The following is a 19372-nucleotide window of genomic DNA, read 5'->3' as shown; positions in this document are numbered from 1 at the left end:
ATGATAAGCTAAATAATAGGAGTACTATTACATTATTAGTATGATGGAGTTAATAACAGATATTAGGAGGAGTGTTGAAATGACAAATTATAAATTACCAGCCGTATGGCAGTGGGAAGAAGAGAATTCAAATAGAGGCGGTAATCGTCCGACAGCCGGTGAACGATTCGACCAAAAACTACCCGTCGGAGATGCACCGTTCCAACTCTATTCACTGGGAACGCCGAATGGTATTAAAGTGACGATTATGCTGGAAGAATTAAAAGAGTTGGGTGTCGATGGTGCAGACTTTGATGTGTATAAAATTGATATTGGAGCCGGCGATCAATTTGGGTCAGATTTTGTCAGTATTAATCCTAATTCTAAGATCCCAGCTCTAGTCGATCAAAGTCAAAGTCCACGAGTGGAAATTTTTGAATCAGGGTCGATTCTGCTTTACTTGGCTGAGAAATTTAATAAACTAATCCCGACAGATATTCATGGGCGGACAGAAACCCTCAATTGGCTATTCTGGCAAATTGGGTCAGGTCCTTATGTCGGCGGAGGATTTGGTCACTTTTTTGCATATGCGCCAGAGCCTATGAAGTACCCGATTGATCGTTTTACTATGGAAACGAAACGTCAACTAGACATACTTGATAAACGATTAGCTCAGCATTCTTATATCGCTGGTGACATTTATACGATTGCAGATATTGCGATATGGTCTTGGTACGGGCGTTTAGCTGTAGGTAAATCGTATAAAGGCTCTTATGAATTTTTAAACATGGGTGAATATACTCATCTCTTGGAATGGGCTCAACGCATTGCGGAACGACCAGGCGTTCAAAAAGGTCTGGCAGCAGAGTATCAGTCACTTGAGGAGTAATTTCAAGTAAACAATGTATTTATGTTTTTCTCTTTTAAAGTAGAATAAAACCTTATATAGACATTTTAAAGAGAACGTTATCATAAATAGGACGTGTAGTTTATACAACAAAAGGGCGCCTTCTTGAATAAGAAGGCGTCTTTTTGATGTGCCAAACACATTTTGAGCAATCTCGTCCGATTCTCGACAGCTTAATTTATTCAAATAAAAAAGCACCGCTATTTTGCGATGCTGATCATTGTTATTTTCGCTTGTTAATTCAACTTTTGTACCAGTGAATTGAACGAGTTACATCGATTGATGATGGTTGTTTTTATTCCATAATTGGTTTGTAAAAAGAACGATTATCTAATGGGAAAATTCGTTCTGTAAATTCACCAGGCTCCGTTTTTCCTAACGCACGATTGAGCATGTTCATTTTCGCATCAATATTATCAATGTAATGTAGCATTTCCGCCTCTTTTAACATAGGACGCTTTGGACTTCCCCACTCTTCTTTTCCGTGATGGGATAAAACCATATGTTGAAGTAACATTACTTCCTCACCAGTGATTTCTAATTCGTCTGCTGCTTTAGAAATCTCATTCACCATAATTGTAATATGGCCTAATAGATTTCCTTCGTTCGTGTATTGTGTGCCAATAGGACCTGAAAGCTCAACTACCTTGCCTACGTCATGAAGAATAATTCCAGCAAACAATAAATCTTTATTCAAAGTTGGATATAAATCAGCTAGTGCTTTTCCAAGTTTTAACATAGAAACCACATGATCAATCAAACCTGAAACATAGTCATGATGATTACGAGTTGCTGCCGGGTACGTCATAAAAGCTTCCTGATGTTTTTTCAGTAAATGCCTGGTAATCCGTTGGATGTGTGGATTCTCCATTTCAAAAAAGTATTGCATCAATTCTTCGTAAAGAACCTCTTTACTTTTTTCTGATGAAGGAACTAAATCAGCAATTGATACGCCCTCATCTACTTTTATAGGTCGAATGCTCTTTATTCGCAATTGGTTTTTCCCGCGATACTCATGAACATCACCGCCAACCTTAACAATTGTTGCTGCCGCATACGTTTTTGCATGCTCATCGGTCGTATCCCATAACTTAGCTTCGATGTCTCCACTTTTATCTTGTAGAACAAGTGACATAAAAGGGCTGCCTTGAGTAGTAACCCCTTTCGTTGACTGCTTAATCATTAAAAAAAGATCCACTGTTTCTCCAACTTGGTGGTCCATTAATTTCTTCATCATACGATTGCCCCCTGTTCGTTTCTAAGTTCAGAAACGTTAATTGCTGTTGCTCCCGGCCATTGATTTCTCATTTTTTCATGACATGTGAAATATATAAATTGGCGATTCGTTTGCAATCCATCTAATAATTCTATCATACGTAATAGCCGTTCCGCATCAAAATGCACAAATGGATCATCCATAATGATTGGAAAGGGAGCGGATTCGGACAATGAGCTAGCAAGAGCAAGACGTAAAGAGATATATGCTTGCTCCTTTGTCGCCTGACTCAACTCGATAATCGGATATCGCATACCTTCATATGAAACAACTTCGAAATAGGAATCTTCGGTTACTTCAAGGTTCAAATATCTACCATCTGTCAATTCTTTAAATATCTGCTCAGCAATTCGAAGAACTTCTGGCAATTTCTTTTCCTTTAATTCAGCCATTGTCCGCTTAATAGATTCAGATATCGCTTTACGTTCCGACCACTTTTTCGCCATTTCTACAAGTTCATCTTTCTTCATTTCAAAAAGTTGCAATTGCTGTCCGTAGCGATCATCTGTCATAAGTCTTTCAGTTTTATTGATCAATATTGCTTTTTCATTGATCAGTTGATTACGTTTTTCATGAATCGACGTACCTAATTCTTTATTCTCTTGTTCTTTTAGCGTAACTTCTTCAATAGTTAAGTTCTTTGATATGTCAAACTCACCGTGCATTGCCATTTGTACGTTCACATCAGTTAACTGACCTTGAAGCGAGATTTGTTGCTGATGTGTTGAAAACGCACTGTACAACTCCTCTTCAGTTTCCACATTGGCCTCTGCAAAAAGGTGTTTTAGCTTCTCTTCTAACAAATTAATCATTTCTAATTTCTCTTGTAAATCTCTTTCTGCTTGTTCTTTTCGCAGAGTTAACGTCTTAACTTGTCCCATTGCTTCGGATAACTTAGAAAACTCTCTTCTCACAATCTCATACACTGCGTTCTGTGGCACAGATTGTTGCAAAAGAACTTCAACTTCCATTAATCTCTTCTCAACAAGGTGCGTTGTTTTCTGGAGTTGAATCTTATTCTCTTCTAATTCATACTCAATGTTTTGGGCCTCACGAATCATATTAAATAATTCAGGAACAATTGTAGGTGATGGCAAACCATCAAACCCATACTGCTGAATAAATTGTCCGAACTCTGCTTCTAGATGGGTTCTTGATTTATGAATCGAATCTAGATTTGCTACGAACACATCCCGTTTTTGTTCATTTGCATACATTAATTCTTCGTAGCTTTCCATATCTCTTTTATATTTGTCTATGCGATCAGTCAATTCTTCCATATGTTGTTCTTTTCCATCGTAGGCTTCGATTAGCCCCTTCATCTTTCTCATCTTTTTTTGATCCTCTTGAATGCTTTCTTTTTTAAAATATAGGAATATACCCAAGCTTCCAATTAGGATTCCAATCGCAATAAACAACCATTCTGTTTGGCTAAAACCAAATACAATTACGACAAGTGACAGCAGCAGTAAAATACCTGAAAGGATGTCAGGTTGCTTTTTCACCGGAACATCCCTAAATGATACATACGCCTTCGCTTCTGCTAACTGTTGACGGATTGTCGGCCAATCTTTGCCAAGGTTCATTTCATCGAAGGTTGGTTGTGTACGTTCAATTGATACTAGTTTCTCTTTTATGTTCGTCCATTCATTTTCTGCATCATTCAACTGGCTTTCCGTAAACGCAAAGTTCTGTTTGACCTTTGCAAGTTCTTCAATTAGAACATGCATCTCTTCTTCTTTTCGAAGGGACACATCTGCAGTTAAGAGAATGGAGTCCATTTCGTCATTTGCACCAAGTCTCTCAAAAAGGTTTCTTTTCCTAGCGGTTAGACGTTTCTTCTCTTCCTTAGCTGTTTGTAACACCGTCTGCCAACTATGCCACTCTGATTCTTTTGCAACAAGATTTTCAAGTTCAGCTAACATTTTCTGTTCATGATTTTTCGGCATACGTGCGGTTAGATCAGCTAACTCTTTTTCCACCCTCTGCTTACCCATCTCTGCTTCAGTTAACTTTCCCGAGAGGATTTCATAGCGTCTAATCCCATCCACGGGAAATTCTACATTCCTCAGGGAAACAATTTGAGCTTCAAGCACCATTTTTTTATGATGAAGAGGAAGCAGTTGCCGAGTCAGTGTAAGTTGCTGAAGACTTTCTTGAAGTTTTTTTTGCTCGTTGTCTGTTTCTAAAAGTTGCACATCGATTTCAGAAATGCGTTCTATAGACGGTCCGTATTCTTCAATTTTCCTTTGTTCAACGACCAACTGTTTTTCCAGTTCTCGAAGCTCCGTAATTTTTCTGTTCATCTCAGGATTTTTACCTGACTTCTTAAATAAATCCCCATTTTCTTTTTCCATTCTCTTTTCGAGTACAATCATTGAGTCGACGCCCGTCGTACCAGAAGCAAGGAGTGTTCGGCTTAGTTCATCCCCATCCATTTTTTCAAAGTCTTGTAACTGCAATAAAGAGAATGAAAAAATAGACTCGAAAGCACTTCGATCATATTGACGAAGAATACGATGTAAGTCTTCCTCATTTCCTTTTCTTCCATCTTCGAAATAGACGATGACATCCCCCGCTGACTTCCCACGAACCCGCTCAATAATGCATCTTCCAAATGTCTCATCTACTATACACACTTGTCCCCCAAATTTTCCGCCCAATTTAGGTTCATATCGTAGAAGAACGCTATTTTTCTGCGGAAAACCAAACAATATATGAAGGATGAATTGTTGGATTGTAGTTTTTCCGGCTTCATTCAAGCCGTAAAGAACATTCATTCCTGGCCCGATTTCGACCTGAACGTTTTCATGCTTTCCAAAACCATAAATGAGTAGCTTTTCTATTTTCAATATGTCACCTCACTTCATTTTAGATGTCTGGGTAGTCAATAAAGATACTGCTCCTTTTTTAATTTCATCAATCGTTTGTTCGGTTAAAACGTCAAGGTATTTACTACCTTGCACGTGTTGATATACATCTTTTAATACGTCTTTCCAGTCATCTACTGTCCATTTTTCTATCGTCTCTTCAACCGACCTTGTAATCGTTCCTGTCGCTCCAGATACATTTTTAGGGTTCGCTAATTTTATTTTTTGTATCCAAACGAATGGTTCGCTTTCTTCTACGGTATCCCGAAGGACATCGAGCCATTCTTCAACCAGCGATTGATTGAAAAGCTCTATAAAGTCACTGTCAATGTCTGTCATAACTAATTCCACGATACCTGCACCGTACTCCATTTTATACGTATTAATAGCTTCCTTACATACGACTAACCATTCATTCGCATGCTGAATTCCTTTAACAGATATAAGTATTTCCTCAAATACGATTGCTGAAGTTGGGATGAAATTTAAGTTTGTACCTGTCTTCAACAATTCAACATCATAAAAGCCTTTTATTCCACGCTCATTTCGATGTCTTCCTTGAGTATTTCCTGGATATACAATCAAAGGCTGCTCGTGCAGATTTTGACGTAAGTGGATGTGTCCCAGTGCCCAGTAGTGATAGTTTTTACTAAGGAGTTCACCTTTCGTAAACGGTGCATACACCGCATGTGAAAGGTCTCCGTCTGGACTGCCATGCAACATTCCAATATGAAAGCCCTCATTATTTTCCACCGCGGGGTACTGATGAATCATCGACTCTCGAACATGCCGTTCGTTGTAGCTAAAGCCGTGAATAGAAACTTCATGCCCCCTGACCGTCAACGTAGCACGTTCGACTTCCTTGTCAAAAACATGAACATTTGAAGGCAACTCAAATCGCGTCCAACTTCCACCAAGATGGTCATGATTTCCATGGGAAATGAATACTGGAATACCTTGCGCATCAAGTTTCTTCATCCCTTCATGAAACTTCATCTGGGCGCGTAAACTACGGTCTTCTCCATCATAAATATCCCCGACAATTAAGACGAAATCAGGTTTTGTATCCATCGCATGCTGAATCAAATTCGTAAATGCAGTGAATGTGCTTTCTCGCAAACTAGTTAATCGATGGGCAGGCATCCCAACCATTCCTTTGAATGGACTATCAAGATGCAAATCAGCCGCGTGGATAAATCGAATCATCGACAAGATACTTCCTCCAATCCCAATCGAATATTTGTTCTTATTTTACCACAATTGCTTGGAATAAAAAAGTGAAGAAAGGATCCCCATCATTTTGGAATGCCTTCTTCACTCAATAAATCATTATTCTTTTCCAAGCTGAATTGCTTTTTTCAAATCTTTTAGAGAACGGGATGGACCATACATTAATACGCCACCACGATAGACTTTTGCTCCAAACCAACCTAAAAGGAATATCGTTAACAGCATGATACCAATTGAAAGCAACGGCTCCCATAGTGGTAAGTCGAGCATTCCAACCCGTAAAAACATGACGAGAGGTGCAAAGAACGGGAAATAGGATGCGTATTTCAAATAGGCCATCTCTGGATTTCCTAGCCCAGTCACTGCAATCATAAACGCAGCTACGATTAGTAATGTCATAGGAAGAATCATTTGTTGTACGTCCTCTGTTCGACTAACAAGAGAGCCTAGAAGCGCTGCCAACGTCGCATATAGGAAGTACCCCAACAAGAAGAAAATGATTGCAAATACAATTGTCCCTACATTCATATTCGAAAAGCCAAAGACTGAGAAGAAACCATCGACCATCTCTGACGACGAAGTTTTTAGTGCGATGAAACCAGCAATACCAAATAGCATCATTTGCAATAATCCAAGTGATCCTATTCCTAATACTTTCGCAAACATATGCTTAACTGGAGAAACACTAGAAATTAAAATTTCCATTACACGGGATGATTTTTCCGTTGCAACTTCAGTCGCAATCATGCCGGAATAAAGAATAACTGCAAAATAAATTAGGAACATCAGCACATACACAAGCCCTCTTGCTTGGCTTAATTCTTCTTCAGATTTTGCAGATGGGGAGATTAGTTTGTGCTCGAACTCGATCGGTGTAAATAGCATCTGCACTTCTACGATCGATAGAGACAATTCTTCTGCGTTCATTTCGGTTTGAATTGCTTGAAGCGCATCCTCCAACATCATCGGTAAGCTAAATTCCATAGCACTCATAGAAGAATATTCTGCTACAATATTGTTTTCCGAATTCAGTGAAACTGTAAGAAAGGAATCGATTTCCCCTTCTTCCATTTCCGAAATTAAATCGGTTTTCGTCTTTTCTGTTGCCTCAATTGCAATGGTAGATTCATTCGTTTCAAACTGGTTTTTCAAACGATCTGCAAGCACACTGCTTTCATCAATAACATAGAGTACTTCTTCGCTTTCATTTTTCCCAGTAACACTTTGTACCGTGTCTATAATCTTTGATAGATTTGCAAAAAGGAATACGCCAACAATCATTATTGCAGTTGTTATGATAAATGATTTCGTTTTTGCCTTCGTCATGAATGCTTGTTTAAAAATCAACCAAAATTCACGCATGATTTTTCCCCACCTTTTCGATAAATATATCTTGTAGAGAAGGTTCTTCAATTGCAAAGTGTCGAATCGGACCGGACTGCAGTGCTGCTTTTAATAACGTTTCCGCAATGTTCTCTGATTCAACTTGGTACACGGCACCTTCAATCGATTTATGAACGGATGTAACACCTGATATTAAATCTAGTTCAGAAAGATCATTATCTGAATGAATGCGCACGTTCTGTTTTCCGAATGAGCGCTTCACATCTCGAAGGGATCCACTCACAATTTGCTTGCCCTGATGAATAATACTCAATTGCTCACAAAGTTCCTCCACATGATCCATACGATGACTGGAGAAAACAATCGTCGCCCCATTATTTCGAAATTCGAGTATCGCTTGCTTCAACATTTCAACGTTGACTGGGTCTAATCCCGAAAAGGGTTCGTCTAAAATGAGAAGTTTTGGATTGTGCATAAGAGATGCGATAACTTGAATTTTTTGTTGGTTTCCTTTGGAGAGCTCTTCAACTTTCTTATTTACGTAATGAGGAATTTCCATGCGGTCGAGCCATTTTGTCATTGCTTGTTTGGCATCTGCTTTTTTCATTCCACGTAGCTGTGCTAGGAAGATGAGCTGCTCCTCCACCTTCATTTTAGGATAGAGACCGCGTTCTTCTGGTAAGTAGCCAATTTCAGGACTCGTTGCGTATGTAATCGGCTTATTATTCCATGTAATCTCCCCTTCATTTGTTTTTAAAAGGCCTAGAATCATTCGGAATGTCGTGGTCTTTCCAGCACCATTGGCACCTAGAAACCCATACATTGTTCCTTCGCCTACAGATAACGTTAAATCATCCACAGCGGTAAATTCGCCGAAGCGCTTCGTTACATTTTCAATTATTAAACTCATTTTATTTCCCCTTTCGAAATACTCTATAGTAGCTATACGAAGTAATTACTCATAAGTTTCAATAGATTCAATATGTAACGACTGAAATTTCAAATTGAACACTAATTTTCTAACATGAATACCTATTCATACTATTACTTTCAATGTATACTATATGAAAGCTAATTGGGAGGATGAAGGATATGAGATCTTATAAATTAACTGCCTTTGAAAATACTGGTAAGGTATTAATTGAAGAAACTTTCACAGCAGCAACAGACGATGAAGCAAAGGTAAAAGGACAAGCAATGCTTGAAGAAAAAGATTTGATTGAGCAAACGCATCGTCTTGCGTCTCCTACTGGTAAATTACTTTTATTTCATTCGTAAAAAAAGTGCAACTCGGCGATTGGGCCAAGTTGCACTTTAACTTTTTGCTTGTCTTTACTACTCTACTATTTGCCTATATTTATTTTAGCAATTCTTCACTGTTATAAGACTTTGTCTGAAGCTTTATCTTATTAGATATATTCATTGCTGTCTGGTGAACCAACTTCTCTATATGTGGTAAATTCTTCATAGAACTAATCTTCTTAACTCCTATTAATGAAAGTGATGCCACTACTTGTTTTTTAGCGTCGTAAATTGCTGCTGCAATACTGTATGCGCCGTCGATAGGGTCATCTACTCCAACTGAAATTCCAGTTTCTCGCACCTTTATTAAATCTTCTATATACGTATTGATATCTGTAACAGTATTTGCTCCGTATGATTTTAACGGATATTTTTCTAGGTAATCCAAAACCTTGGCATGTGACATACCTGATAAAAAAACTTTTCCAAAGTTCCCATAAGTAATTGGTAAAACTTTCCCTACTTTTGAGTAAATTCTTATGATATCACTACCCTCTAGCACATTCACCAGTACTATTTTATTATTTTCTACGATAGCTAGCTGAATTGTTTCATTTACTTCGTTTCTCAAAGATTTCATATCGTCTATTGCTAGTTTACTGATTTCTAAATCATAGTTTAACGCCGAAGCTAAAGACAAGATAGCAAATCCTAAGCTATACCTTTTCGTCTCTTCATCTTGTCTTACAAACCCTCTTCTCTCCAGGGTCAGAAGAATTCGATGCAAGGCGCTTTTAGACATACCAACGATTTCGCTTAGCTCCCTTATACTTTTATTTCCGTTTTCACTAATCGAAAATAATATATTTAAAGAGTTATCAACAGAAGCAATTATATTGTCATTCTTATTCATTATCTAGCCACCTTAAATCAATTGCTTTGTCTATTACGATATTACCAATAAAACCCCATTCACTACGATATGAATAGGGTCTCTACTGTTCTTAATTTAACTTGTTACTACTATCGTTATACATCTCTAAATCTAATTCATTTTCGGATTTAGCAATAATCGTTGCCCCTACTAAATCACCCGTAATATTAATCGATGTCCTTGCCATATCCACAATACGATCGATTCCTATGATTAAGGCGATTCCTTCTATTGGTAAATTAACAGAAGTTAGAACAAGTGATAACATGATTAGTCCGGCACCTGGGACCGCTGCAGTTCCAATAGAAGCCAATGTGGCCGTTACAATGATAATTAGATAATCTGTAAAAGCAAGGTCAACCAAATATACTTGAGCTATAAAAATGGTAGCAATACCTTGCATAATCGCTGTACCATCCATATTGATTGTGGCACCCAAAGGTAGTGTAAATGAAGCAACCTTTTTATTGATGCCGAGACTTTCTTCTGCGGTTCTTAGTGAGACCGGCAAAGCTGCCGCTGAACTAGCTGTCGAAAAGCCAATTGACAAGGGAGGCATCACTTTATTCAAAAATTTAAGAGGACTAACATTTCCAACATAACGTATTAAGAGTAGATAAAACACAACTTGTAATGCTAAGACAAAAAATATAATACCCAAATACTTTGTGAGCGGTAACATTACATCGTAGCCTAGCTCAGCAAATGTTTTCGCAGTTAGCGCAAGAACTCCTATAGGAGCAAATGCCATTACCAATGTAATCATTTTAAGAAATAAATCATTTGATTCACTAGCCAACTTTTTAATTGTTGGAACATTTTCACCAAGAATGGTGATTACTAGACCTACTATGATTGCAAAGAAGAGGACTTGTAGCATATTCGCTTGAGCCATAGAACTAATGGGATTTTCAGGAATAATATTAATAATCGTTTCAAAGAATGGTACAGGTTCGTTGATTGTCACGTCATTTTTAGAGATCACTGTCATATCCAAACCCTTACCTGGATTAATTGCAGTACCAATGAGCAGAGCTAAGGTAATTGCAAATGCAGTGGTTAATAAATAATAAGACATGGTCTTAATACCTATCCTACCTAACTGTTTAATATTGTCTAGAGAGGACACACCAACAATTAAGGAAAAGAATACTACCGGAACGATTAGCATTTTCAAGGTTGAAATAAACATTTTTCCGATAGCATAAAAGATTCCATTGATCAGTATTGTATCTTTAAAATGAGATGCTGGGAGATTATAAAGAATTATTCCAATAACAATACCTAGAACAAGTGCAAGTATAATTTGCTTTGTTAACCCAAAATTTTTAAACACTACATTCCCTCCTATCATTTATTCGGGACACAGTCCCGTCTTGCGTACTGTATCCTATGAAATTTTAGAAATGGATATGCCTTTAATTACTCATGCCACTTAGTCTGCTTTTAAATGACCGGAATAATATTTTATTTTGAAAATATACTTTCTATAATCACCAAAAGGGACACTGTCCCAAAGTGTAAGAGGGGGTATATTAATGAGCAAAGTAATGCTGGTTGGTTTAGGTGAGGTCGGAACACATATTTTAGAGTTTCTTGTAAGGGATCCAAAATGTCCAGAAGTTGTAGTATGTGATTTAAATGTCGAGGTAACTGAAAAACGTATTAATAACGCTTTAATTGGTGCTGCGGTATTCAGATTGTATCCTAAAGTTACATTTAAAAAGCTAGATTTAAGTAAAGTCGATGATGCTACGGCAATCATTGACGAGGTGAAACCAGATATTGTTATAAATTGTGCTGTATTGCAAACGTGGCATGTCATTCGTCAATTACCAAAGAAGTATTATGAAAAAATAAGTTCTGCTAGTTTGGGAGCGTGGTTACCTTGTCAGCTTGGTTTATCCTATAACTTAATGCAGGCTATTAAAAATTCAACTATAAATCCTAAAGTTATTAATACGTCACTCTCTTGTATCACAAATCCTGTTTTGGCTAATGCAGGAATTGCACCGACAATTGGAATTGGAAACGTAGAACTGATTGAACCAGCAGTGAGATTAATGGTTTCAAAGAGGCTTAATGCTCCGATGGATATGATTAAAGTGTATCTTGTCGCACATCATGTCTGGTGGGTTTATCCGAGAGAGGCAGGTTATAAAAAAGCTCCTTATTTCTTAAAAGTATTTGTAAATGACAAAGATGTTACTACTCAATTCAATTCAGACGAATTAATGTGGGATGCAATTAAGCAATACCCACCTGACACAGAATTTACAACAGTTTCAGCCAGTTCAACAATTAAAAATATGTACGCTTTATTAAATCCAACACCTATCTTTACGCACTCTCCTGCGCCTAATGGACTGCCCGGTGGATATCCAATTTTGTTAAGTAGTGCCGGTGCTGAACTAGCTTTGCCAGAAGGGATTACAGAATTAGAAGCCATTAAAATTAATGAAGATAGCCATAAGCTTGATGGCATCGAACGGATTGAGAAAGATGGCACCGTAATTTATGCAGACTATACTTACAGCATTCTGAAAGAGTATTTGAACTTCGATTATCCATCTTTTAAAGCCGAAGATAGTTTAGAAGTAGCATTCGAGTTAATGGCTAAGTATCGCGAATTCGCTAAGAAAGTCGGAAACAATAATTAATTAAATTCCTGCCAAATCCGATTGCGTTTAAACTTTTTATCAGATTATTTAAATGCTGATAGATATAAAGAAACTTGAAAATGAAAAAGTGCAGCTAAATGGACTAAATCCACTTTGCTGCACTTTTAATTAGTGTCGTTCGTTCACCTTATTGTGCTATCATTATACATAAGAAGAATATCCATCATTCAAATTGACGAGGTGTGTCTTATGAAAATTGCATTAATTGCGCATGATGAAAAGAAAAATGAAATGGTGAATTTCACCATCGCTTATGAACATATCTTTGCTAAACAAATTCTCTACGGAACAGGTACTACCGCGCTCCGTATTATGGAAGAAACAAATCTCACTATCAATCGGCTTATGTCAGGGCCACTTGGCGGCGACCAACAAATTGGAGCCATGATTGCAACAGGTGAATTAGATCTAATTCTATTTTTCAGAGACCCACTGACAGCACAACCACATGAACCTGATGTCAGTGCGTTGCTGCGTCTCTGCGATGTTTATGGCATTCCGCTAGCAACGAATATTGCGACTGCAGAGCTTTTAATTCGAGCAGTTGAAAAAGGTTATTTTGCTTGGCGCGAGATGGTCGACAAGTATAAATAAAGCAGTGAACACCTATTTCTTTACACAAAAAAGTCCAAGCGCTTCACAACTTCCCAATTGTGAAATCGCTTGGACTTTTTTCATTTACCTGTAAACTGTGGCTTGCGTTTCTCGACGAATGCTTGAATTCCTTCTAAATGATCCTCAGTTAACCTCATGTTTACTTGTGTTTCACTTTCCATAGCTAAAACACTTTCAAGTTCAGCAAATTTTTGGTCATGTAAGATCTTTTTTGTAGCAATCATTGAAGTTATTGGTGAAGTTAATAATTTATGTACAAGTCCTTCAGCAAACTCTTCGCTCTTTCCTACAGGAGTTACCTCATCAACAAGCCCCTTTTCAAACGCTTCGTTTCCTGTCATTACCTCGCCCGACCAGATAATTTGTTTAGCTTGCGGTACTCCAACCCGTTCTTTCAAGAAAAAGTGTCCTGCACCATCTGGCACCAGTCCGATACCTATGAAATTCATTGCTAATTTACTTTCTTCCTCCGCAATAATATAATCACAACCAAGAACAACGCTAAACGCAAGTCCCGCCGCCGCCCCATGAACAGCTGCAATCGTGATTTGTGGCAATGTATAAAGTGCTTTTGCAAGTCGTGATACATCTACCATAACTTCTTTTATATCCATTGGATTATCAGGATCTAACATGGATTTAATATCCCCACCTGCAGAGAAAAAACGTCCCTCTCCCCGAATTAACACAACCTGAATGTTTGTGTCACTTTTCAGTTCCTCAAAAACATCCGCTAACTCTTTCATCATAACTCCATCCATTGCGTTCATTGAATCTGGTCGATTCAATGTTAGACGAGCTTGACGACCTTCCCTCTTTAATTCAATTGTTTTATACATTTACGTACACCCCTTTAATCAAATATGCTCCGGCATATTTGTGCTAAGATTTTGAATTGAGCTTGCGCTATTAACACCCTCCAAAATCTCTGGCATCCGCCGAAGGATTTAACTTTATTCAGTAGACATTTGAATTTCTGCTGAATGAAGTTAAAATGAATCATCGTTCATTACAACTACTTCGGCATAGACGCCCAAAACCCTTTTATTTTTTCACTGAAGGTGGAAATATTTCATTTAAATAAGCCAACTTTTTCTCAATCGCTTCTTCAAATGTCAGGATATATGCAGCTGGATCTTTCGGGTTGTAAAACTGCGTAATCTTTCCTGTTTCAGGGTGGATGAATTTACTTGATGCCCCACATCCAACACCAATAATCGTTTGTACTTCTTCCATGATGACGATGTTGTAAATACTTTCTTCACCTGGTTTTGCATAGCCAACGTTTTCAAGATTTCCTAAAATGTTTTTCTGACGATACAAATAATAAGGTTCATAGCCGTTTTTTGCGTTCCATTCTTCACCAAGCTTCATCATTTTCTCTACAGTTTCACGGTCAGCTACTTTATATTTGTCTTTGTTCCGTGTCATTTCTGAAGCTCTTTTGAATGAAAGTGTATGCACAGTAAGTGATTCAGGCTGCATTTTTTCAGTTTCTGCAAGAGAGTGAGTAAACTCCTCCATCCCTTCATTTGGTAACCCAATAATTAAATCCATATTGATATTTTTCATACCCATCTCACGCGACAGCCAAAACTTATCGATTGTTTCCTGAACTGTGTGATGACGTCCAATCGCCTTCAATGTTTCGTCTGTGTAGGATTGTGGGTTGACACTTATTCTGTCTATTTTATATTTTTTCAGCACGTCGATTTTGGCAGGGGTGATTGTATCTGGTCGCCCTGCTTCTACTGTAATCTCACGTACATTTTCCATTCCAGGAAACGCGGCATTCATCGTCTCGTAAAGCGCATCCATTTCTTCCGCTTCGATTGAGGTCGGTGTTCCACCGCCATAATAGATCGTAGTGATTTTCATATCGCGTTCGGTTAGCCATTTCCCCATCTGGCGAATTTCCTCATGTAAACCATCGAGGAATGATTCGACCCGACCGCTTTTCCTACGAATCGCATAAGCAGGAAATGTACAGTAAGCACATTTTGTTGGACAAAATGGAATACCGATGTAAATACTAACTTCCTCTTTCAACTCATATAAATCCGGAACGGACCGGAGTTGGATTTTTGCAATTTTAGCTAGGAGGTCCGCTTTTTCACGAGAAACGCGGTAGTTTTTCATTAAATTCGTAACTGCCTCTTCTGAACCCATTCCTTGTTGACGATACTTATGATACAACTTCATAGGGCGAATCCCTGTTAAAATGCCCCATGATTGCTTCATGCCTGTAAATTGTTCAAGCACTTCAAGAAAGACATGTGAATAAATTCTCTTAAGCTGACGTGTTGTAACCTTTGCATTCCCGTCTTGCTCAATTTCAATAAATTCCGCTTTATACTCCACATTATTCTTAATGAGTAGTGCTCGGCCTACTAACGTATCTTCATTCGTTTTCTCCAAACTCATTTCTACTTTTAGTGCTCCCTCTTCATCTTCCGAAACAATTTTACATTCTTCAAAGAAAAGATTCGCTAGATGTGCGAACATTCGTATCCAGTCTTCCCGGTACTCTCCTGTAACAAAGATTTTCTGCATAGGTATTAACCAGCCTTCTATATGTATTTAGATAAAAATAAAAACTGGCGCGAGGCCAGTTTTTTTAGATGGATTCGTACATCGATTGTACAGGTTTCATAAGTACTTTATTTACTTCTTCAAGGAGACCACTTAATTGCATTTCTGCTTCAAGCATCTTCATTATTTTTTCATTCATTTGAGCAAGTTGTGCTGTTTGTTGTGCATGCTCTAATTCATCTTCCTCAACTTGTTCACCTTGCATTTGTTTCTCCTGGAGTTTCAATTGAACTTCGCGAAAGTTTTTAAAGAGAACGAGTGCCTCCTCATCATTTTTCACTTCTTGAATCGCTTGCTCTACTGTTGCGAATTGTTCCGTTTGTCGAAAAGTAGCTTCCAATCTGTTTAAATCATCATAAATATTTACCGTCATTTTCTATTCCCCCTATGTAAGATTTAGTCCAAACACAATAAGACCTTGTATGATTCCTATCGCTCCACCTAACACGGCACCAAGAACTGTAATCATCTTGAATTCGCGTCGGGAGATGCCAAGAACGAGATCTTCCAATACTTCCACTGGAAAGGAATCGACTTGCTCTTTGACCATTTCATCTATCTTTAATTTACGGAGAGATATCTCCAGTTGTTCCCCTGCTTGTGTAAATGCAAATTCAGTTAGCGTTGGTGTCACATTGTTAGCTGTCCACTCACCGCTAGTAGGCCAATATTCCGCCAAGGTCTTATCAAGTCGTGACTCAATTGCGAGCTCTTTACTTGTATACGCCTTAACCGAAGAAAATAGACCATCCCAATCAAAATCTTTTAGTAATTCATCAAGTGGACGTTTTTGTAGTTTTTCCCACTCATTTCCTATTATGTTATTGACGAGATCATACGTACCTGGGGCGGCCAAAAACTTAAGCGCCTCTTTTTGGACTTTCCCGACAAGTGATTCCGATTCTCCAAAGAACATATTTACCATACTACCTAGTGTGCCTTTTGATGCTAAGAAATCATCAATGAGCTTGCGAAACATTGCTCGTCCTTCTTCGGAATCACAATATGTTTCGGACTTTTCCAAAATGTACGTTGTAATTTGAGGTATGCGTGAATCCACACCTGAACGCCACTCGAGTGGCAATACTTCCTCAATTGTACCTGTTGTTAATTTTACTTTAAGACCAGCCAGTTGTTCATCCAGAACTTCGAACACTTTTTGCTCCGTTTTGCTTGCAACATCTGTCGCACCAGCAACTGCGAGCCAATCATTCAAGCTTTTATCTGAATAAAGAACATGCTCTTCAAGTTTTTGTTGAAGAAAACTTTCCGTCTTTTGTTTCATAGCTGGAGTTAATAACTTCTTCCTGAACGTGTCAGGAGTTAGCAAATAATTTGTTACCGTCTTTCCAAACTGTCTAGCCAACTCATCTCTTCGTTTCGGAATCAATCCTGGCGTAAAAGGCACTCGCCATGATCCAATATATTTCGCCTCATGTGGCCTGAATAACATTTTAATGGCCAGATGATTCGTAAAGCCCCCGATTAGTGCACCAATAAACGCCATAAATAATAATGTCCATAGAAAATTCATCGCTTCACCTTTTTCTTCTTCATCAATAAATAATTATAACAGAACTAGACCGCCCAGAAAAATATTTCGGCGTTAATAAGACAATTTAGGCAAAATGAGTCGTAAACCATTTAATATCCAGTTGTACCCTTCTGGCTTTTATGGTACTTTAGTTAAGTTGAAATTATTGAACACACCCATATAATCCTAATAATCGGTTTAGGAGTTCCTACAGGGCAACCTTAATTGCTCTACTATGGATGGTACTTGAAAAATTATTAGTTCGTTTATTAATTCATGTGCTATTTTTTAAATCCATAAGATGTTTCTGTAGGTTTGGCGTGATGGAAGGGGAACAACATTGGATATTTGGAAAGACATACTCGCCGCCTTAAGCGGGGTTTTAAACGCTTTACCTCAAGGATTACTCGCAATGACATTCGGTTTTGCTTCTATTCCTACTGCTCTTGCTTTTATAGTCGGTGCATTTGGTAACGCGGCAACTAGTAACGTAGCTGTTATCTCCTATCAGGCGGAAACAATTACGCTTGCTGGAACGATGGGCAGAAATATGCGTGAACGACTGTCGATGATCTTTTTTGGAGCCGCCATTTTACTTATGGTCGGATTGTTTGGTTTTCTTGAAGCACTTATCGACTGGATTGGTCCAATCATTACTTCTGGTATGATGGCTGGTGTTGGTATTATGCTTTCAAAAGTTGCCTGGGATATGGCCAAAAATGACCGAGTTATCGGGGTCACGTCTATGCTTAGTGCTTTTATCGTCTACTTTGCAACTAAAGATTTAGTATACACAATTACTGTGTCCGTAATTCTTTCAAGTATTGTTTTCTACTTTAATAATAAAAATAAAGAAACACCTAAGGCTGGAATCGAAGTAAAAGAAGGATTCCATAGACAGAAGCTTATTATTAATCCGATGGTTATTCGCGGTGCGCTTGCTATGGTTTGTTTGAACATCGGAGCGAATATTGCTTTTGGTAAAATTAACGGAGAAATTGCCGATACTGAAGTGAACGTTGATACAATTACAGTTATTAGTAGTTTAGCGGATATGGTTTCTTCCTTCTTCGGAGGAGCACCTGTTGAAATTGTCATATCAGCAACGGCGAGCGCTCCACATGCCGTCTGGTCAGGAGTCCTAATGATGGTCTTGATGGCGGTTATTTTAATCACTGGCCTTCTTCCGAAGATTGGTAAATTTGTACCAAGTGCTTCAATCGCTGGATTCTTATTCGTTTTAGGGGCTGTTGTTACTTTACCCGTCAATGCGATTGGTGCATTAACTGGTGAAGGAGCAGGTTCAGGAATTGTTGGTGGGATTACGATGATTGTTACCGCGATCACCGATCCTTTCTTAGGTATGTTAGCGGGAGTTATTGTTGAATTTCTAATAAATATCTTTGGATTCTAATTGGAGGATACTCATGAAAACCTATACGTTGCAAGTAGCTGGATTGGAAAGAAAGTTACCAATCATCGCTTTATCTGAAACACTTAGTATCGCAAGTTTTGATATTTTAGGAGATACGGAAATCGTTCTAGCAACTGCTCCACTCGTTGCTAAAAGGTTACCTGAAATTGATGCAATTGTTACTGCTGAAGCAAAAGGAATTCCATTTGCCTACGAGGTTGCAAAACAGCTTGGTTTAGATCGATATATCGTTGCCAGAAAAAGTGTTAAACCTTATATGGTCGATCCGCTTGTAAGTAAAGTGACTTCGATTACTACACAAGTTGAACAAGTTCTTTGCTTGGACAACATCGATGTAGAACATATAAAAGGGAAACGCGTCGCAATTGTCGACGATGTTATTAGCACAGGCGAGTCCCTTCGTGCATTGAGTGAGTTAGCTAAAGCAGCCGGTACAGAAGTTGTTGCACAAGCAGCTATTCTGGCAGAAGGCGATGCAGCTGAACGCGATGACATTATCTTTTTAGAACACCTTCCTCTTTTTATAACGGAAAATTAATATTCCTATGTATTCGTGCCACATATCGAAACGATAACCCGTTTCGTTCACTGGTATAAAACGCAAAATAAAGATCGAAATAGCCCACTAATTCATATGAATTAGTGGGCTATTTGTTCCCTTGGAAAACTACAACTTTATAAATAGGCAATCCTTTTTGTTCAGTATAACAAACTAAGGAGATGGCTGTTTCTT

Annotated in this window: 17 protein-coding genes and 1 riboswitch; of the genes, 6 read left to right on the top strand and 11 right to left on the bottom strand. The window is 38.2% G+C overall.

Annotated elements, in window-relative coordinates; all coding sequences use genetic code 11:
• The first annotated feature begins 79 nt into the window (after window positions 1–79).
• Window positions 80–868 carry a glutathione-dependent disulfide-bond oxidoreductase gene (gene yghU, locus ACXYMX_RS12630; protein WP_459044598.1) on the top strand — a complete coding sequence of 263 codons (789 nt, stop codon included), beginning with the start codon at window positions 80–82 and terminating at the stop codon, window positions 866–868.
• A gap of 313 nt (window positions 869–1181) precedes the next feature.
• Here the strand turns inward: yghU and yhaM are convergent, their stop codons facing one another.
• From yhaM to ACXYMX_RS12605, 5 genes are all read right to left on the bottom strand, one after another.
• Complete coding sequence (yhaM, locus tag ACXYMX_RS12625) at window positions 1182–2120, bottom strand: 3'-5' exoribonuclease YhaM (RefSeq protein ID WP_459044630.1); 939 nt, start codon at window positions 2118–2120, stop codon at window positions 1182–1184.
• Entirely contained in the window at window positions 2120–5014 is a 2895-nt protein-coding gene (locus ACXYMX_RS12620) for an ATP-binding protein (RefSeq protein WP_459044597.1), read from the bottom strand. The genes yhaM and ACXYMX_RS12620 overlap by 1 nt, the downstream gene beginning before the upstream one ends.
• Before the next feature lie 9 nt (window positions 5015–5023).
• Window positions 5024–6238, bottom strand: a complete 1215-nt coding sequence (locus ACXYMX_RS12615) for a metallophosphoesterase family protein (RefSeq protein WP_459044629.1) — start codon at window positions 6236–6238, stop codon at window positions 5024–5026.
• A 123-nt stretch (window positions 6239–6361) separates the two neighbouring features.
• On the bottom strand, window positions 6362–7624 hold the full coding sequence (locus ACXYMX_RS12610) for an ABC transporter permease (RefSeq protein ID WP_459044596.1): 1263 nt from the start codon (window positions 7622–7624) through the stop codon (window positions 6362–6364).
• The gene (locus ACXYMX_RS12605; RefSeq protein ID WP_459044595.1) at window positions 7617–8516 is read right to left on the bottom strand and encodes an ABC transporter ATP-binding protein; all 900 of its coding nucleotides are present in this window, start codon (window positions 8514–8516) and stop codon (window positions 7617–7619) included. The genes ACXYMX_RS12610 and ACXYMX_RS12605 overlap by 8 nt, the downstream gene beginning before the upstream one ends.
• Before the next feature lie 182 nt (window positions 8517–8698).
• Between ACXYMX_RS12605 and ACXYMX_RS12600 the strand changes: the two genes are divergently transcribed.
• A complete protein-coding gene (locus ACXYMX_RS12600; protein ID WP_459044594.1) occupies window positions 8699–8884 on the top strand; it encodes a YhzD family protein in 186 nt (61 codons plus the stop codon).
• A gap of 79 nt (window positions 8885–8963) precedes the next feature.
• On the opposite strand, the gene ACXYMX_RS12595 is transcribed toward ACXYMX_RS12600, so the two are convergent.
• On the bottom strand, window positions 8964–9761 hold the full coding sequence (locus tag ACXYMX_RS12595; protein WP_459044593.1) for an IclR family transcriptional regulator: 798 nt from the start codon (window positions 9759–9761) through the stop codon (window positions 8964–8966).
• Between the two features lie 91 nt (window positions 9762–9852).
• Complete coding sequence (locus tag ACXYMX_RS12590) at window positions 9853–11118, bottom strand: dicarboxylate/amino acid:cation symporter (protein ID WP_459044592.1); 1266 nt, start codon at window positions 11116–11118, stop codon at window positions 9853–9855.
• Between the two features lie 202 nt (window positions 11119–11320).
• Here ACXYMX_RS12590 and ACXYMX_RS12585 point away from each other — a divergent pair, with 202 nt between their 5' ends.
• Together ACXYMX_RS12585 and mgsA are read left to right on the top strand one after the other, a co-directional pair.
• On the top strand, window positions 11321–12442 hold the full coding sequence (locus tag ACXYMX_RS12585) for a saccharopine dehydrogenase NADP-binding domain-containing protein (RefSeq protein WP_459044591.1): 1122 nt from the start codon (window positions 11321–11323) through the stop codon (window positions 12440–12442).
• Window positions 12443–12652: 210 nt separating this feature from the next.
• Entirely contained in the window at window positions 12653–13057 is a 405-nt protein-coding gene (gene mgsA / locus ACXYMX_RS12580) for a methylglyoxal synthase (protein WP_459044590.1), read from the top strand.
• Between the two features lie 80 nt (window positions 13058–13137).
• Here mgsA and ACXYMX_RS12575 read toward each other — a convergent pair whose 3' ends face one another.
• The 4 genes from ACXYMX_RS12575 to ACXYMX_RS12560 form a co-directional block, all read right to left on the bottom strand.
• Window positions 13138–13917 (bottom strand): enoyl-CoA hydratase, encoded by a 780-nt coding sequence (locus tag ACXYMX_RS12575; RefSeq protein WP_459044589.1) that lies wholly within the window; start codon window positions 13915–13917, stop codon window positions 13138–13140.
• A 205-nt stretch (window positions 13918–14122) separates the two neighbouring features.
• Window positions 14123–15631: a coproporphyrinogen III oxidase gene (locus ACXYMX_RS12570; protein WP_459044588.1), complete on the bottom strand. Its 1509-nt coding sequence runs from the start codon at window positions 15629–15631 to the stop codon at window positions 14123–14125.
• Window positions 15632–15695: 64 nt separating this feature from the next.
• Complete coding sequence (locus ACXYMX_RS12565; RefSeq protein ID WP_459044587.1) at window positions 15696–16043, bottom strand: YlbF family regulator; 348 nt, start codon at window positions 16041–16043, stop codon at window positions 15696–15698.
• A 12-nt stretch (window positions 16044–16055) separates the two neighbouring features.
• On the bottom strand, window positions 16056–17204 hold the full coding sequence (locus ACXYMX_RS12560; protein ID WP_459044586.1) for a DUF445 domain-containing protein: 1149 nt from the start codon (window positions 17202–17204) through the stop codon (window positions 16056–16058).
• 156 nt (window positions 17205–17360) lie between these two features.
• A riboswitch (purine riboswitch) is annotated at window positions 17361–17460 on the top strand.
• A gap of 84 nt (window positions 17461–17544) precedes the next feature.
• Here ACXYMX_RS12560 and ACXYMX_RS12555 point away from each other — a divergent pair.
• A complete protein-coding gene (locus tag ACXYMX_RS12555) occupies window positions 17545–18618 on the top strand; it encodes an NCS2 family permease (protein WP_459044585.1) in 1074 nt (357 codons plus the stop codon).
• 13 nt (window positions 18619–18631) lie between these two features.
• Entirely contained in the window at window positions 18632–19177 is a 546-nt protein-coding gene (locus ACXYMX_RS12550) for a phosphoribosyltransferase family protein (protein ID WP_459044584.1), read from the top strand.
• Window positions 19178–19372 lie beyond the last annotated feature (195 nt).

The sequence above is a fragment of the Sporosarcina sp. CAU 1771 genome, assembly GCF_054482775.1.
Note: the sequence above shows the minus strand (reverse complement) of the source record. Positions and strands in the feature narration are given on the sequence as shown.

What these genes read in the sequence shown, in the direction of transcription:
- yghU (WP_459044598.1), top strand. Translation starts at nt 80, where the DNA reads ATGACAAATTATAAATTACCAGCCGTATGGCAGTGGGAAGAAGAGAAT.
- yhaM (WP_459044630.1), bottom strand. Translation starts at nt 2,120, where the DNA reads ATGAAGAAATTAATGGACCACCAAGTTGGAGAAACAGTGGATCTTTTT.
- ACXYMX_RS12615 (WP_459044629.1), bottom strand. Translation starts at nt 6,238, where the DNA reads ATGATTCGATTTATCCACGCGGCTGATTTGCATCTTGATAGTCCATTC.
- ACXYMX_RS12610 (WP_459044596.1), bottom strand. Translation starts at nt 7,624, where the DNA reads ATGCGTGAATTTTGGTTGATTTTTAAACAAGCATTCATGACGAAGGCA.
- ACXYMX_RS12605 (WP_459044595.1), bottom strand. Translation starts at nt 8,516, where the DNA reads ATGAGTTTAATAATTGAAAATGTAACGAAGCGCTTCGGCGAATTTACC.
- ACXYMX_RS12600 (WP_459044594.1), top strand. Translation starts at nt 8,699, where the DNA reads ATGAGATCTTATAAATTAACTGCCTTTGAAAATACTGGTAAGGTATTA.
- ACXYMX_RS12595 (WP_459044593.1), bottom strand. Translation starts at nt 9,761, where the DNA reads ATGAATAAGAATGACAATATAATTGCTTCTGTTGATAACTCTTTAAAT.
- ACXYMX_RS12585 (WP_459044591.1), top strand. Translation starts at nt 11,321, where the DNA reads ATGAGCAAAGTAATGCTGGTTGGTTTAGGTGAGGTCGGAACACATATT.
- mgsA (WP_459044590.1), top strand. Translation starts at nt 12,653, where the DNA reads ATGAAAATTGCATTAATTGCGCATGATGAAAAGAAAAATGAAATGGTG.
- ACXYMX_RS12575 (WP_459044589.1), bottom strand. Translation starts at nt 13,917, where the DNA reads ATGTATAAAACAATTGAATTAAAGAGGGAAGGTCGTCAAGCTCGTCTA.
- ACXYMX_RS12570 (WP_459044588.1), bottom strand. Translation starts at nt 15,631, where the DNA reads ATGCAGAAAATCTTTGTTACAGGAGAGTACCGGGAAGACTGGATACGA.
- ACXYMX_RS12565 (WP_459044587.1), bottom strand. Translation starts at nt 16,043, where the DNA reads ATGACGGTAAATATTTATGATGATTTAAACAGATTGGAAGCTACTTTT.
- ACXYMX_RS12560 (WP_459044586.1), bottom strand. Translation starts at nt 17,204, where the DNA reads ATGAATTTTCTATGGACATTATTATTTATGGCGTTTATTGGTGCACTA.
- ACXYMX_RS12550 (WP_459044584.1), top strand. Translation starts at nt 18,632, where the DNA reads ATGAAAACCTATACGTTGCAAGTAGCTGGATTGGAAAGAAAGTTACCA.